The sequence below is a fragment of the Saccharibacillus sacchari genome, from assembly GCF_037722395.1.
GTDB lineage: Bacteria > Bacillota > Bacilli > Paenibacillales > Paenibacillaceae > Saccharibacillus > Saccharibacillus sacchari_A.
Genome location: NZ_JBBKAR010000061.1, coordinates 1 through 15,579 on the forward strand (window position 1 = coordinate 1; position 15,579 = coordinate 15,579).

The following is a 15,579-nucleotide window of genomic DNA, read 5'->3' on the forward strand; positions in this document are numbered from 1 at the left end:
TTATTCACGAATTTCACCTACAACTCCCAACTGCGGTATTCACGAACTTCATAAACCCCTCACTATACGTATGATTCCCGCCCTCACTCCTTCCCCATATCCTGCATGATCGCAATCTCCAACTTTCTTTCCAACTCGTAATAACGTCCAAGCAACCCATCCTCTTCCGGCAGCCTTTTTAAAATCAAATCCGTTATCCCCCCATACTTACCGGGCTCCTCCGGCTGCCAATCGAACAAAGCCTTATACCATTCGATGGTCGTTTCTTCGCTATTCTTCATAAAACGAATCGGATTGTAGCTGTGTGTCAATCGATGAACCATAAGAGTCTCCAATACATCCAGCCTATATTCCAAGTCCCGCTCCGCTCCTGCCTGCTCGCCTAACTTTTTCACATCTTCAACCATTTCCGCAAAAGTCAGTCCCACATGCTGCATGGCGATGCAGGACCAGTAGCCCGTACCTGTTCCTTTTCCGTGCGCTTCCCAATTGGGACTCCAAAGAATTCGTCGAATGGTTTCTTTCTCTTCCGCCCCAAAACACGCAATTCCAAGAATCAGCCCGGCGTTGCAATCTACGGAAGCGGTCTTCTCTCCCCATTCGAACAGCTCAGGCACGATGCTTCGATCCGCTACTTTATGCGCCAACGCAGGCAAAAATTCCTTAAACAATGCTTCTCCAAAAGAAGCTTTAAGCATTTCCCTAATCTCTTCTTCGTAAGAAGCACAGGATAAATGCAGCAACCCCAAGCACGCATTTGCCGAGACATGCCAATCGTTGATCGAGACCATCTGAAGCAATTGCTCTGTTGCCGCCTCGACTCCCATATACCCCAAAGTCAAAAGGGTTTCGTCCGGCAAGCCCGTTTTCAATACTCCCCGCTCAATACTATAGGCATACAACCTTTGCGCCAACCCGGCATCTCCATGCGCTCCGATTCCCCGAAGCAGCAATTCATTCGTATAATCTTCGGGCAAAGCTGTCCATAATTCGAAAAGCGCTTTAGCGTCTTCAATATCGCCATGCTTTACGATTACATTCATATACGCTTCGATAATGATCCTATCTGGCCTTTGGTCCGCCGTCATTTGCTTAATTAATTTTTGCGTTGCCAAAATCGTCATTATTCTTTTCCTTCCTTATCCAACTCACACCTAAATCCATCTTTCACCTACGCTTACAGTATAGCCCTACCCACCAAGCATGAACACTATTTTTTCGCCTCCTGTCTCCTGTTCCCCTTTCCCAACCGTAACGCAAAAAGCCCGCACTCTCGCGCAGGCCCTCACCGCTATCTATTTTTCTTACTCTCCCAATCATCTCCTACCACGACACCGTAATAATCGACGACTGCGCCATCAACTCCCCGTTCTTCCGGTCCACTTTATTCACCATAATCTTCGTGCCCGACGGGCTCCATTTCATCGCGTCCCCCGCATCTGCCAGGTCCGACGAAATCATAAACGCCTCGCCCGTATTCACATCCGAAATATAAAACCCATCTTTGCTCCCATCGTCCGCCGACGTCACCGTATACGCCAGTCTTTTCCCGTCCGGCGACCAACTCGTCCCGAACACCTGCGTTCCCGTCGCCAGCGTCTTTTTCTCGTTTCCCGCCAAATCCGTCAGCATCAGCGTCATCTCGGTCTTTCCTGTCCGCTTTACAAGCGCGAGCTGACTGCCGTCCGGTGCCGGTATCGCCCACAAAATCCCGCTGCCGAACCGCTCCAATTTCTTCGTCGACGTATGGTAAGCGAACAATTCCTGCTCGTTCAACCCGGTATAGTACACGATATCGCCTACAGTCTGAATACCGCTCGCCCGCTGCCCGGCATCCTTTAAGTCCAGCAACTGCTCGCTTTTTCCCGACAAATCGGTTAGGAACAACTGCCCTTCGATATTCCCGTAAACGAAATGCTCATCATCCAACCAAGCCCCGTCGATCAGAATCTCGCGTCCGTCCGCAATCTGCACCGATTCTCCCGTTTCCAGGTCCATGATATAGCCAACGCCCGTCATTTCGAAGATCTCCTGGTAAAAAAGATGCTTCTTGTCCGGTGACAATTTGGCTCCTCCCCAGTTGGTGTTGTCCGCAACGATCTTTTTCTCTTTGCCTCCGGCGAGCGTATGCACATACAGGCCTTGCGGCAAAATCTCTCCGTCGCTAAATTCGGTCGGTTCGCCTGCATCGTTCTGACGATTGACCACCACTTCATCTTCGCTGAGCCAATCCTGCCCACGCACTCCGTTGATCTGCTGAATATCCTCAAGCTTCAGGTCGGCGTATACCGAAGCATTCGTATTGTCTGTAACTGTGATATCCGGCGCAGCCGTTTGAGTCGAATCATCGGTTTGGGTGTTGGACGCATCAGGCACCACTACCGTTTCCCCGGATGGAGACGACGGTGAAGCACATCCGGCGAGCAACGCCAGTACAGCCGCCGCTGCCGCCATACTTTTCACCCGCGATCCGCCTTGCCTTTTTCCCAAACCTAACTTTCTTCTATATATTAAGTTCATGTATTTTCATTCCCTTCATCGAATCTGTGTCGTTACATTCAGTGTACCCAACAAATACCTCCAAAATGTTTCAAACACGTAAATACTCCACATCCACAGCCCCCATTCAACCTTTTCCGCCGATAAAAAAGAAAAGCCGCAGCTCCCCGCGACTTTTCCACTCGATCTTTTCAATTTCGGTCTATCCGCGGAAACGTCAGCTCGAACACCGTTCCCTGCTCATCCGAAGACAGTAGCTCGATCGTTCCTCCTTGCGCCTCCGTCAATCGTTTCACCAGCGCCAGCCCTAACCCGCTTCCTCCAGACTGCCGCGCCCGATCCCGGTTAACGGTGAAAAACGGCTCGAAAATCCGCTCCCGCAGCTCTTTCGGAATCGCCGGGCCTGTATTGCGGATACAAATCACTACGACATGTTCCACCGTAGCCGCAGTTTGCGCGTGCCCGTCTGCCGCTTCGGCAATGTCCGGTTCGGAACGTCGATCCCGACGATTCGCTTCAACTTCCAGCGCCGAGCGCTCCTTCAAATCCACCACAACCGTCCCGTCAGGTACATTATACTTAATCGCATTATCCAACAAATTCACGAAAATATGCATAAAGCTTTCCCTGTCGAACCAGATCGGAAAACGCAAAGCCGGATCGCCTGCTTCATCACCCGATTCCAACCGCAACGTCAGATCGAATCGTTCCGCTTTCCCGCGCATCCGTCCGACCACGTCCCGCAGCGCTTCCTGCGCATCCATCTGCTCGGCCTGAATCTCGAAATCGTACTTTTCCAACTCGGCCAGACGCAGCACCTTTTCGACCATCTCGTACAGCCGCTCCGCTTCTTTGCCGATATTGCTCCGTGCTTCTTCCAGCAAATTCGGATCGTCCCCGTACATCTCCAGCAGCTCGACATACGCTTTGATCGACGTCAGCGGCGTTTTGAACTCGTGGCTGATGCTGCCGATATACTCTTTTTGCTGCTTTTCCAGCGCTTGAAGTTTCTCGACCGCAAGCTTGAGCTTATGCTGCTCTTCCTGCATCGCTTCGATATTGCGTTCGATCGCCCCGCTCATCTCGTACAGTCCTTCACCCAGCTGCCCCAGCTCGTCCCGGCGGCGCTTAAGCGGCGCGCTGCGCACAAACTCGCCGCGCCGAATCGCATCCGCCGTTTTTTTCAAACGAATGATCCCGCCCGCAAAACGATTGAAAAACAAATACCCCAGCACGAAGCTCAGGCCTACCACGCTCAACCCGATGCTGACAAAAAGCCCGCGAATATCCGCATAAGCGGCCTGATAACTGACGATCGAATACCGGAAACGAATCACCCCGACCTGTCCTTCCGGACCTTCCAGCGGCGCGAAATATTCCAGCGAACTTCCCTGTTTCCAATACGCCACCTGTCCGGCCATCGCGTAGCGGAACGACGAAGCGCCGGACGGATCGCCTTCCAGCGGCGGAATCTCGCCCGGCAGCGAAGTCCCGATCCGCTCGCCTTCGGCGTCGTACAGCGTCACCGGCATGCCCGTCAGATCCGACAGCTCGTCCGATAACCGTACCCCTTCTTGCTGCAAAAACGCCGGCGGATCGAGTCTCGGCTCCTGCGTATAATACTCCTGCCGCACGCGGAGATTGGCCAATTGCGTTTGCCGGGCCATCGTGGCTTCGATCTGCTCCGTCTGGCTCCGCTCTGTTCCCTGCAACACAAGCGCGCTCAACACCCCGACCGTCAAACTCAGCAGCACCGCCAGAAAAAGCGTAAACTTCAGCTTGATGCTGACCCTCATGACGGCGCGGTCGCCTTATACCCGACGCCGTATACCGTTTGCAGCATCGCCTGATGGTCTTCGCCCAGCTTTTTGCGCAGCCGCTGCACATGAATATCCACCGTCCGCGTGCCGCCTGCATAATCCATGCTCCACACGCGGTCGAGCAGATCGTCCCGGGTAAAAACGCGCGCCGGACGGGACACAAGCAGCGTGAGCAGATCGAATTCTTTCGGCGTCAGTTCCAACTCCTCCCCGTCCAATTCAGCCGAACGATGCGAGATACGGATACGCAGCGGACCCAGTTCCACCAAATCGTCCGCGTCGATGTCTGCTGTCGAAACTTCATTCGCTTCCATCGCCGGAGTCTGCTTCTCTACCCGACGCATCAGCGCTTTCACCCGTGCGAGCACCTCGCGAATTTCGAACGGCTTCGTCATATAATCGTCCGCTCCAAGCTCCAGCCCGACGATTTTGTCGATCATATCGTTTTTAACCGTCAGCAAAATAATCCCGATCCCGCTGCGATTCTCCAGACGGCGGCACACCTCGTACCCATCCATCCTCGGCATCATCACATCGAGCACCAGCACGGAAGGACCGAACGATTCCACCTTTTCCAGCGCTTCCACGCCGTCCGCCGCTGTCTCCGTTTCGTATCCTTCTCGCTTTAACGCATACGCGATCGCGCTGCGAATCCCCGGTTCATCGTCCACGACCAGCACTTTTTTGTTCATCCGGATTCCTCCTGTCCGCTTGCTGTTCTTCTTCATTAAACACGATACGTACCGATTTTCCAAAACTAGCAGCTTGCCGCGAAAAAACGTACCGGGCCTGCCGCTTTCCGCGCAGCAGCGGAACGTTCTCCCGGCGCACGGCAAACAGCCGCAGCGGACCCTTTCGTCCACTGCGGCTGAGCGACCGAGCAAGGTTCAGCCTTCCGCGACGACCCGGTCTTTGCCCGACCGTTTCGCCAGATACAACCGGCGGTCGGCGACCGCCAGCAGCTCGGCACGGTTGATCGAACCGCCTTGCACGGTATGCACGCCGATGCTGGCCGTAACCGGAATCACGCCGGTAATCGGGCTCCAATGCGCGTTGCGGATCGCCCGGCACATCCGGTTCGCCAATTCCTCGCCTTGCCGACGATCCGCGCGCGGGAAGATCGCCACGAATTCTTCGCCGCCCAATCTGGCGACAGCCGCCGGTTCGGCAGCCGATACCGACAAGATTTTGGCTACGTTGATCAGAACCGTATCCCCGACCTCGTGCGACAGCGTATCGTTAATGCGTTTGAAATAATCCAGGTCGATGATCGCGACGGTCAGCGATTCGCCGCTTTCTTGCATGCGCAGCAGCAGGCTGTCGAGATATTGATCGATAAAACGCCGGTTGCGCAGTCCCGTAAGCGGATCGCGCAGCGCCATTTCGCGGAAATGCTCGCTGCTTTTACGGGCTTCTTCGGCTTCGAATACAGCTTGGAAAATCCGGACTTTCGCTTCGCGCTCGGACGAGCGAAGCGTTTCGGAATCCGCGTGAAACCGCACATGCTCTTCGTAAGCCTGTTGATACAAGCCGGAAGCCGCATACAATTCCGCTTGCCGCAAACGCACCTGCACGCTGACGCGGGCCAGGCCGTGATCTTCGCATAAGTGCCTGGCTTCGTCCAGCATCGCTTGCGCTTCCGCCAATTTGCCTTGCACAAGCTGCGCCTGGGACACCGTCAGCATACATTCGGGCAGCGATACCAATTCGCTCAACTTGCGCTGCGTCGGATCGGTAAGAACGGGCAGCAGCGTTTTTTCCGCTTCTTCGGGACGGCCGAGCAAAATTTCGCCTTTGGCAATCGTATCGAGTAGCAGCGCAATCAGCGGAAAGCCGTGGCGCTCCGATAGCTCGCGAATTTGTTCGATCAGGCTCGATGCCGCTTCCAAGTCGCCTTGATCGTAATAGGTGTAAGCCATATTATTCAGCGCGTAGAGCGCGAACTGCACGTCTCCCGTAGTATGCGAGATTTCCAGCACTTCGTCGAAGCGCTGCTTCGCGTCTTCGAACGAACCGGCTTCGTCGAGCGCAAGGCCGAGCATCATCAGATGATCGGCGCGCGTAGCCGGAGACACTTCGCCCGGCAGATGCTGAAGCCCGCGGAACGCATGTTCAAGCGCGCTTTCGTGGTCGCCGACGCGTCGAAAAAATCCGCCGAGCAGCCGATGGCTGCGCGCCAGCAGATGCTTGTAATCGTGCTTGGCGGCCCAGGCGTTGATTTCGCGAATCATGCGGCCGCTTTCCGCCACGCGTCCCTGGCGGCCGAACACGTCTGCCTGTACAAGACGGGTGCGGTGCACCAGATCTTCGCGTCCCAACTTTTCCGCGACTTGAAGCGCCTGCTGAACGGGTACGATCGCGGTGCTGATATCGCGGTAAGGCAAAAGCTCCAATATGTCCAGCACTTGCTCGAACTCGGAAGGCGTACACCCTACCGTTTGCGCTTTTCGGTACAGCATCGTCCAATCCGGCTGATGCATGCCCGGACTTGTCTGTTTTGAATGATAATCCGGCAAGGTACTCCCTCCATGTAACAGCCTCATCGCTGTTCAGACCGGATGTCCGGCCGCGAAGCGACGCAAAATGCTAAGTATACAATATACTAAGGTTCTCCGACATGAAAATCAATGCTTTATGCAAGGTTTAGCCTAATTATATAGGAAAAAAGACCGAACGAATTTAGTTCGCCCGATCTTTTTCGAAAAAATCAGTTTTGTCCCAATATATCGAGCAGCGTTCCCGGAATCCGGAACTGCTGGCCGTTGATATGAATCGTCTTCAACATTTCCCGTTCTTCGGCGTCATGCGCGTCCTTGATCGCTTGCACTTCATGCTGCAACCGTTCCATTTGCAGATCGAGCGAGCTGGCGGAATCCGCGGCGGCTTTCAGCTCGGACAACAATTCGCCGGGCACGTCCTGATTGTATTTATAAAAGATTTTATGCTCCAGGCTCGCCCAGAAGTCCATCGCGATCGTACGAATCTGAAGCTCCACGCACACATGCTCCGTCCGGTCGGACAAAAACACCGGTACTTCGATCAACAGATGCAGGCTCCGGTACCCGTTGCTTTTCGGATGCGCAATGTAGTCCTTGATATCCAGCACTTTAAGATCGTTCTGCTGTTGAAGCATCTCGCTAACTTTGTAAATATCGGAAATGAACGAGCAGGTAATGCGCAGGCCCGCGATATCGCGGATATGCTCCTTGATCGAAGTCAGGGAAATATCGTGCTGCTTGCGAATCAACTTGTTCACGATGCTCTCCGGCGACTTCAGGCGAGACTTGGTATGCTCGATCGGGCTATAGTCGTGCAAGGTCTGAAATTCCTGTTTCAGGATGTCGATCTTCGTCTCCATCTCGTCGAGTGCAAACTTGTACGTCATCATAAAGCGGGTCACTTCGTCGCGGAACGACTTAAGCTGCTCCATCGGAACGCTTTTGCCGCTAAAATCCAAAGCTTTGTTTTCCATGAAATTTGTTTCCGTTCCTCTCTGCAGGGGGCAGCGGATTCGGCATCCGTCCGCCCGTCAAATATTCGTTATATCCTGAATATCGGTCACTTTAAGTATAGAGGTTACCCCGCAGTTTTACAAATTTCGAGTTTCGTTTGCCTGGGATCAAATATCCTGTCTGGCATGGAGCTTGAGCGATAGTAAAATGGACAAACACAACAGGATTAAAATAGCTATTGCGACGATCGCCAGCTCTATTCCCGCGCTGCCTGCTCCGCCAAATATCCCGTGCCGCATGACGTCGTAATCTTTCAGGATCGTACCGACCACGGCGCTTCCGATCGCGATCAACATAATAAAGACCGTTCGCACAATCTGCATCCCTTTTGGCCCAAGCCAAAAGTAAAGAGGGAGAAAGATCGAGGTTACCAACAAATTGAGCATCAGCACCATCCCCACTTCGGGAAGTCCGAAAGCTACCGTTTCCACATTCAACATCATGGACAGAAGCTGAAGTACACCGGCAAAAGCAAGTCCGATCAACGTAAACGCCAAAATGCTGAAGTATTTCGACCAGACGATCTGGGATCGGCTTACCGGCAGACTCGCGGTGAAGCGCTGGCTGTTATTTTGCATATCCAATGTACAGGAAGTAACCAGCATCACCACAGCGGGAAATGCTACATATACGAGCAGCGTTCCCGTTTCCGACCAGGCCATATACAGAAGAAACGGGATTACAATCAACACATATCGATAAACAAGCAGGATGTCTTTACGAATCAAATGCGCCACGCTATACACGGACAAACCCTCCTTTGCCTTTTACCGTGAAATAGACAATCTCTTCGAGCGTAGGCTGTTCGATCAAAGCCAAGCTGCCAAAGATTCGCTCGGCTCGCGTACGGTCGGTCATCAGTCCTTCGAAACCGACCCCGCTCTCGCGCAATCCTGCAAAAAGCGGCCGAATGTCGGGATCGAGCAGTTCTTTTCCTCCCTTGACCAACACATGGCGCTCCAGCACTTCGTCTTTGGTTTCGTCGAAGATCAGCTTCCCTTGATTCACAAAAACAATGTAGTCGGCAATGCGGTCCAGATCGCTGGTAATATGACTGGAAAATAAAATGGAGCGTTGCTCGTCTTGAAGTTGGTCAGCAAGCAAATCCAGCAATTCGCGGCGGAACACCGGGTCCAGCCCCGCTGTCGGTTCGTCCATGATCAACAGCTCGGCGGAATGCGATAAGGCTACGGCGAGCGAGAATTTCATTTTCATCCCTTTGGACAGGTCTTTGATTTTTTTGTTTTCCGGAAGTTCGAAACGCTCCAGATAATCGCGAAAGGTATCGGCTTCCCAGTTCCGATAAAACGGCGCGAGAATGTTCGTCATCCTTTTTAGAGTCAGATGATCGTAAAAAACATTCTCGTCCGACACGTAACCGATACGCTCCCGCATTCCTGTTGCTTCATGCTCCAGCTTGCTGCCGAACAGCTCAACATGTCCCTGATCGGGCTTCACCATCTGCATGATCATGCGAATCAACGTGCTTTTGCCGGCGCCGTTGGGTCCGATCAAGCCGGTAATATACCCTTTTCGAATCGAAAAGTTGACGTCTTCCATCTTAAATGAATCATAACTTTTCCATATCCCTTCAAGCGTCGCTGCATTCATTCCCGATTCTCCTCCTCGTATAACGTGGTTAAATATTCGGTCAGTTCTTGTTGGCTAAGTCCCAAAGCTTTGGCTTCGATCATTGCTTCGTTTAACATCTGCTCCAATGCCTTCAACCTTCGTTCCCTCAGAAACTCCGGGTTCACGCCGGCCACGAATGAACCGCGCCCCACCATGGATTCGGTCAAACCTTCGCGCTCCAGTTCTTCATAAGCACGCTTGGTGGTGATCACGCTGATCTGCAAATCTTTGGCAAGTTGACGGATAGAAGGTAAAGAGGCTCCCGGCTCCAACTCCCCGCTAAAAATCAACTGCCGGATCTGAGCGACAATCTGCGCATAAATCGGTTCACCGGACGAATTGGAGATCAAAATGTTCATGGCGGACCTCCCTTGTGTCTATAAGTGTATATATTGTTTACTTTGTATATAAACAATATATACATTAGGGTGTTGGATGTCAATAAATTCCTGGGGATTAGGCGACAGGAAAAAACCACGGCGATATGCCGCGGTTGAGGGATGAAGGCAACTTTGATAGAAGATCCGCCTGCTATAGAGCGATGAGGGAGAAAAGTGTTGACTTTTTGCACACATTTTCGCATATTTCAACGCTCTTTTTTAAAAATTTTGATGAAATATCAACATTTTTTCACTTTTAACAGACTTTTCGGAAAAATCTGTTTTAAATGTTGACCAAATGGCACAATAATCAAAAAAGAGCAGATTAGCTCATGATTTTTTTGACTTTTTGCACACATTTCTTAAATCAAGCTTTGTTTTTTAACATGCGGGGAGTGATGCAAGGTACGTATATGGGTATTTCAATCCATGCTTCTGCGTGGGGAGCCACCTAAGACCCTTATACCGCGCGGGGTGCGAACCTCTCCGGGATTTCACGCGAGCTTCAAGTTCGTACCTTTTAGATTCAAGATCGACAACAAGAATCGTAGAACGTAAAAAAAGGGACTAGGGCGTGTACGCAAACTCCGAAGGGCGCAGATTGAGCTGAATTTTCGTTCTCATCCAGGAACTTTTCCGAAGGCGTGCCGGGGCACGTCAAGGGAAAGTGACGTAGAGGAGGGCGAAAAGGCAGCTCAAGATGTACGTCGCCTGAGTTTGCGTACACGCCCTAGCCAATCCACCTCGCAATGGATTGTGTAGTCCCTTTTCAATCGGTATCTTTATTCCGCCTTAACCAGAATCTTCACTTGATTTTTCTCTTTCAGCAGCGTCTCGAACCCTTCGCTTAGCACTTCGTCCAAGCCGATCCGCTTCGTGACCAGCTTGTCTGCCGGGAAGTAGCCTTGATCCATCAGGCTGATGACCGCCGGGAATACGTCGCGGTAGCCGATAATGCCGTTCACGGTACGCTCTTTCATGACGATGCGGTTCGGCATGATCGGAGCTTCTTTTTCGAAAATGCTGACGATCATCAGCTCGCCGCCGATATTCGTCGATTCCAGAGCTTGAGTCAGCACCGGGGGTACGCCGGTCACTTCGTAAGCGACGTCTACGCCACCGTTCGTGCGGGAATGCAGCTCGGCCACGACGTCGTATTCTTTCGGATCAAGCACGATCGCGCCCAGTTCCGCCGCTTTCGCTTTGCGTTCCGGCGACAATTCGACCGCATAAATTTCCGCCGCGCCGGAAGCTTTGAGCGCTTCGATCACCAACAGGCCGATCGGGCCTGCGCCGAATACCGCCGCTTTGTCGCCGACTTTCAACTTGCTTTGGCGAACAGCGTGCAAAGCGACCGCAGACGGCTCGACCAAGGCGCCTTGCTCGTAAGAGATGCTGTCCGGAATTTTGTGCACCATGTAATCTTCAGCGGTTACGTATTCGGAGAACCCGCCTCCGCCTCCGGCAAGACCGAGGAAGCCCATTTTTTCGCACAGATTATATTTGCCTTTGCGACAAGCTTCGCATTTTCCGCAAGCATAGATCGGTTCAACCACGACACGATCCCCGGCTTGCACGCGCGTCACGCCTTCGCCCGTTTCGACAACGCGGCCGGAAAACTCATGCCCCATCACGACCGGAGCGATTTCGCCCGTGATCGGATGCGGGTCGCTTGCCGGGATAAAGATCGGTCCCGCCGTATATTCATGTAGATCGCTGCCGCAAATGCCGCACCATTCCACTTTGATCTTCACTTTGCCGGGAAGCGCTTTCGGCTCCTCGATTGTTTCCAAACGCAAATCTTTCGGTCCATGCCATCTCAATGCTTTCATTGCCGGTCATCTCCTTCGATTGTGTTGACGCTATACGCTCCGATTTTTCCGGAAACGTTTCCGAAATCAAATATGTCACAGTTCTGACACATTGTCAAACCAATAAAGCAGATCAATCATTGCGATTTATAGCTTTTTCATGATCAAAAACCTCAAAAATAAGCTTTTTAAAGCCTATATGCCCCAATTCCAACCTTGCCTATGAATAGAATGATATAATAAAGAGACACCGCAACGTTTTCAATAATTTTCGGAAACGATTCCGAAACGACGATAAAGGTAGGCGATCCATATGGCATCTAAGAAAGTAACGATCGAAGACGTAGCCCGGCATGCCGGAGTCGGAATCGCGACCGTTTCCCGGGCGATTAACAACGGCGAAGGCATCAGCGCCAAGACCCGCACCCGTATTCTCCAAACGATCGAAGAACTCGGCTTTGTTCCCAATACATCCGCGCAAAGCCTGAAAGTCAGATTGACCAACCAGATCGCGCTCGCCGTTCCCGATATCCGCAACGCGATCATTCCGGATATTGCCTGGGCCGTCGAGCAAGCCGCGAAAGCGCATGGCTACCGGGTCGTTCAGATCAACACGGCGGGTAATGCCCGGGCCGAGCTGGAAGTGGTTCGCGATATCAAAAAGCTGCATGTCGACGGGTTGATCATCATGCCGCTGGCTTACCCCAAAACGCTTTCGGAGCTAATCAACAAAGCCGGAGTGCCGATATCGGTCATTAACTACGGCAAACAGCTCGACACTACGCTTCAAGCGGATATCGTTTGTTTATCCATGCTGGAAGGGCAGCTCGTCATGGATCATCTCAAGCAAATCGGCCGCAACCGGATCGCTTACGCGGGCACGCAAAAAGACGTCATCGAAGACCGTTACCTCGCCTATGAACGCGCAGTAGATCGGGTAGACGCTTCATTGGTGTATTTCGGCGACGACTTTTCCCTGCAAACCGGAACCCGTGCCGCGGACTATTTTCACGGGTTGACGCATATGCCGGACGCCGTTTACGCGGTCAACGACATGGTCGCGATCGGCCTGGTGAACCGGTTCAAGGAACTCGGCGTACGCGTCCCCGAAGAAGTGGCCGTCGTCGGCGTCGATAACAACCAATGGACCACGATCAGCAGCCCGCAGATCAGTTCCGTGTCCATCATGGGCAGCGAAGTAGCTCGATTGGCGGCAGAGCTTCTGCTCAAGCGCATCCGCGAACAAATCGTCGGCGATTATGAAAAAGTCCAGTTCGAGCCGCGCCTGATCGTCCGGGAATCGAGCGTAATGCTGAAACGTTCTTCCCTGAACCATACATAGCCTCACGCAAAAAAGCACCGCTTCAAGAACGACGCTTCGTTCCAGGCGGTGCTTTTTACGATCCGACCTATTACTCTGTACCAGGTCAAATAGTGGGTTTACGTTTGGCCGAGATTCGTACCTAAACCGTGTACGAAGTCTCCGACGGAAACGCACATGGGTCTGGTGCGTTTCGGACGAGCTTAACCTTACATTCATTTGGTACAGAGTACTATACGCTTAATCCGGCTTATATTCCAACAGAAATTGACGGAATTCGTCCAGATTGCCAAACTTCCGAATCTCCACGCCCTGCTCACGGAAAAAGCGCTCCAACGTCACCTCCAACCGATTCGCAGCCGATTGAAGCGCAAATAGATTGGCAGGGTCCAGCACCGATACGAGAGAAGGCAGTTTGGCTCGTTCGGCGATCTTGCGTCCTTCCTCTTGCGCCTTTTGCCCCACTTTCCATTGTCCCGTTTCGCAAAATACGAGGAAGCTGTTCAGCTCGCTCTCCACGTGCACCGCCGAGAAAAAGGCCAGTTCATACTCTTTGCGTTCGCAAGCCGATTGCACTTTGTCGAGCAGCCCTTTGAATTCCTCGAAAAAGCCTTCGGCTCGCGGCACATACTGCGGCGTCGGCGGTTGAAGACGGCTTCTCTGCTCGTCGAATACCCTTTTTGCCGAATCTACGAGATGCTCGCAGGCCCCGATGATCGCAGGAGGTTCGCCACTTCGCATCATCGTATTCATCACCTGTTCCAGTTCGGCCGGTCGAACCGGCAGGTTGTAGATTTCCGTCAGATTTTTGCCCCATCCTTTGCGTAGATAAGTCCGGTTGGCCAGCGCGATCGCTTCCAGCACCGGAGCCACTACCTCAAACGCTTGAAGTCGGTAAAAGGAGAGCGATTTCCCAATCCCCGCACGCCGCATCTCCCACAAAAACGGGTACACCCCCTCCAGCTTCTTTTCCGCCAGATCCAGAAACTTCTTTTCGCCCTCGAACGAACGCATATCTTTGATCTGAAGCTTCAGATTGTTGAAACGCTCCAAATCTTCGTCGGAACGGACATACAGCAGCTTGCAATCGGCCAAAATACCGGTTTTACTGTCCTCCAGCCGTGCCATACGTTCCGCCCGTTCCCAATCGATCGGCCAGAAGTCGAAGCTACGTCCGCCCAGAATAAAAGACAGTCCGGCACCGTAGCCTTGCGGATTCGCCGGAATATAGAAAAAGTCCAGATCGGAACGTTCGGTTGCCGTCCCGTCGGTGTACGAACCATAATAAGCCGCTATCGCGACGTCCTCTGCGTAATCCCGCCGAATTCGCTTGATGAGTGCCGAAGAAACGTCGAATACATTAAACTTTTCCATGGCTGAGATCCCCCGTTTTCCGCCTACTTTGAAGACCGCAGGCTTTCCTTTTTATCCTATCATCTGCCGGATATACATAGCAAAATCGGCAAAAAAGGAGGAGCGGACGTTCGCTCCTCCTTTGCTCTGTATTCACCGATTCACCGAAACGTTCCGCTTATGCCGCGCATTACTGTACCGATACGGTCATGGCTAACGCTTCGAGCGGAACGCGCTGCGTCTCGATCTGGTACACGACGTCTCCCCTGTTCCAGGCTACGATATTTTGCACGACATCGCCGCCTTGCTGGTACTTCGCGCTGATCCGGCCCGCATCATCCGGTGCCGGGAGCGAGTGACTTTCCAGGTAGTCCACCATTTTCTGCGCAATCCCCGCTTGGTCCATCTGATCTTCGCTCAGCGACTGAATTTGCAGCACCCAGCGCCCTTCTTGCCAGGTCAGATACTGCGTACCCGCCGCTCCTTCCTGCATCCCCTGGATTCCATTTCCCAGATCGACGGACATATCGGCAGGAATCGAATCCAGATCTGGCGCCGTGAAAAAGATGTCTTCCTGGCTTAAAGGATCGGCATAACTCTCGGCGTTCACGATCGCAAGGATCGGTGTCTCTCCGGTCGGCGCTAGGGAGTCATCGTCTACAGGCACAACCTGCTCCGTTTCGTAAAAAACAACGTTGAACGCGGCCTCTTCGTTTTTCTCGATCGAAGCCGTCAAATAATGCCCGTCCGCAATCTCGAATTCTGTCGGCAATACCGCATCCGGAAGTTTCAATTGCGCTCGGACCTGATCGATCACGCCCTCCGTATCCGGTGCATTACTATCTTCCGCCGGATCGGTGTCCTCCGTCGCGTTCTCTTCGGTCTGCTTGGTATCCGTGTCTTCTGCCGCATCCTCTGCGCTCGTCGCCGGCCCCGTGCCCGGAACGACATTCGCGCCCCCGTCTTCGGAGGCCGCATCGGCAGGAGCATTCGCCTCCTCGGGCGCGCTGCCCGACGTATTTCCGCAGCCGCTGAGCGCAAGCGCCACGATCAACGCGGCGGGGGCGAGTTTCAGCGATTTGCGTAAAGATGGAATCGTTCGACGTGTTACATTCATGCTGATCTCCTCCTTATTTCTACGTAACCCCATTACCCGCGAGAGAAGCTGCCAAACAAAAAGGATTCCTCTCCCCGCCACCCGGAGAAAGGAATCCTTTTTCAATCGCCTGCGTAACCGTATCTGCTTCAGCC

The 15,579-nt window shown here is 52.9% G+C and carries 13 protein-coding genes; 1 reads left to right on the plus strand and 12 read right to left on the minus strand.

Annotation, left to right across the window (positions count from 1 at the left end):
• Positions 1-83: 83 nt before the first annotated feature.
• From WKI47_RS24520 to WKI47_RS24565, 10 genes are all read right to left on the minus strand, one after another.
• Positions 84-1,124, minus strand: coding sequence for a hypothetical protein (locus WKI47_RS24520; RefSeq protein ID WP_340229834.1), 1,041 nt, complete (start codon positions 1,122-1,124; stop codon positions 84-86).
• 199 nt (positions 1,125-1,323) lie between these two features.
• Positions 1,324-2,463: a hypothetical protein gene (locus tag WKI47_RS24525; RefSeq protein WP_340229835.1), complete on the minus strand. Its 1,140-nt coding sequence runs from the start codon at positions 2,461-2,463 to the stop codon at positions 1,324-1,326.
• A 227-nt stretch (positions 2,464-2,690) separates the two neighbouring features.
• Positions 2,691-4,295, minus strand: a complete 1,605-nt coding sequence (locus tag WKI47_RS24530; RefSeq protein ID WP_340229836.1) for a HAMP domain-containing sensor histidine kinase — start codon at positions 4,293-4,295, stop codon at positions 2,691-2,693.
• Positions 4,292-5,011, minus strand: a complete 720-nt coding sequence (locus WKI47_RS24535; protein WP_340229837.1) for a response regulator transcription factor — start codon at positions 5,009-5,011, stop codon at positions 4,292-4,294. The genes WKI47_RS24530 and WKI47_RS24535 overlap by 4 nt, the downstream gene beginning before the upstream one ends.
• A gap of 195 nt (positions 5,012-5,206) precedes the next feature.
• Entirely contained in the window at positions 5,207-6,835 is a 1,629-nt protein-coding gene (locus WKI47_RS24540; RefSeq protein WP_340229838.1) for a diguanylate cyclase, read from the minus strand.
• A gap of 191 nt (positions 6,836-7,026) precedes the next feature.
• Complete coding sequence (locus tag WKI47_RS24545; RefSeq protein WP_340229839.1) at positions 7,027-7,791, minus strand: GTP pyrophosphokinase family protein; 765 nt, start codon at positions 7,789-7,791, stop codon at positions 7,027-7,029.
• Between the two features lie 147 nt (positions 7,792-7,938).
• Complete coding sequence (locus tag WKI47_RS24550) at positions 7,939-8,577, minus strand: ABC-2 transporter permease (RefSeq protein ID WP_340229840.1); 639 nt, start codon at positions 8,575-8,577, stop codon at positions 7,939-7,941.
• Positions 8,570-9,442, minus strand: a complete 873-nt coding sequence (locus WKI47_RS24555; protein ID WP_340229841.1) for an ABC transporter ATP-binding protein — start codon at positions 9,440-9,442, stop codon at positions 8,570-8,572. Before WKI47_RS24555 ends, WKI47_RS24550 begins: the two co-directional genes overlap by 8 nt.
• Positions 9,439-9,822 (minus strand): GntR family transcriptional regulator, encoded by a 384-nt coding sequence (locus WKI47_RS24560; protein ID WP_340229842.1) that lies wholly within the window; start codon positions 9,820-9,822, stop codon positions 9,439-9,441. Before WKI47_RS24560 ends, WKI47_RS24555 begins: the two co-directional genes overlap by 4 nt.
• 803 nt (positions 9,823-10,625) lie before the next feature.
• A complete protein-coding gene (locus tag WKI47_RS24565; protein ID WP_340229843.1) occupies positions 10,626-11,675 on the minus strand; it encodes a 2,3-butanediol dehydrogenase in 1,050 nt (349 codons plus the stop codon).
• A 292-nt stretch (positions 11,676-11,967) separates the two neighbouring features.
• On the opposite strand from WKI47_RS24565, the gene WKI47_RS24570 reads away from it, so the two are divergent.
• A complete protein-coding gene (locus WKI47_RS24570; RefSeq protein WP_340229844.1) occupies positions 11,968-12,996 on the plus strand; it encodes a LacI family DNA-binding transcriptional regulator in 1,029 nt (342 codons plus the stop codon).
• A gap of 219 nt (positions 12,997-13,215) precedes the next feature.
• On the opposite strand, the gene WKI47_RS24575 is transcribed toward WKI47_RS24570, so the two are convergent.
• The gene (locus WKI47_RS24575; RefSeq protein ID WP_340229845.1) at positions 13,216-14,349 is read right to left on the minus strand and encodes a nucleotidyltransferase domain-containing protein; all 1,134 of its coding nucleotides are present in this window, start codon (positions 14,347-14,349) and stop codon (positions 13,216-13,218) included.
• A gap of 169 nt (positions 14,350-14,518) precedes the next feature.
• Positions 14,519-15,445, minus strand: a complete 927-nt coding sequence (locus tag WKI47_RS24580; protein WP_340229846.1) for a hypothetical protein — start codon at positions 15,443-15,445, stop codon at positions 14,519-14,521.
• Positions 15,446-15,579: the final 134 nt, after the last annotated feature.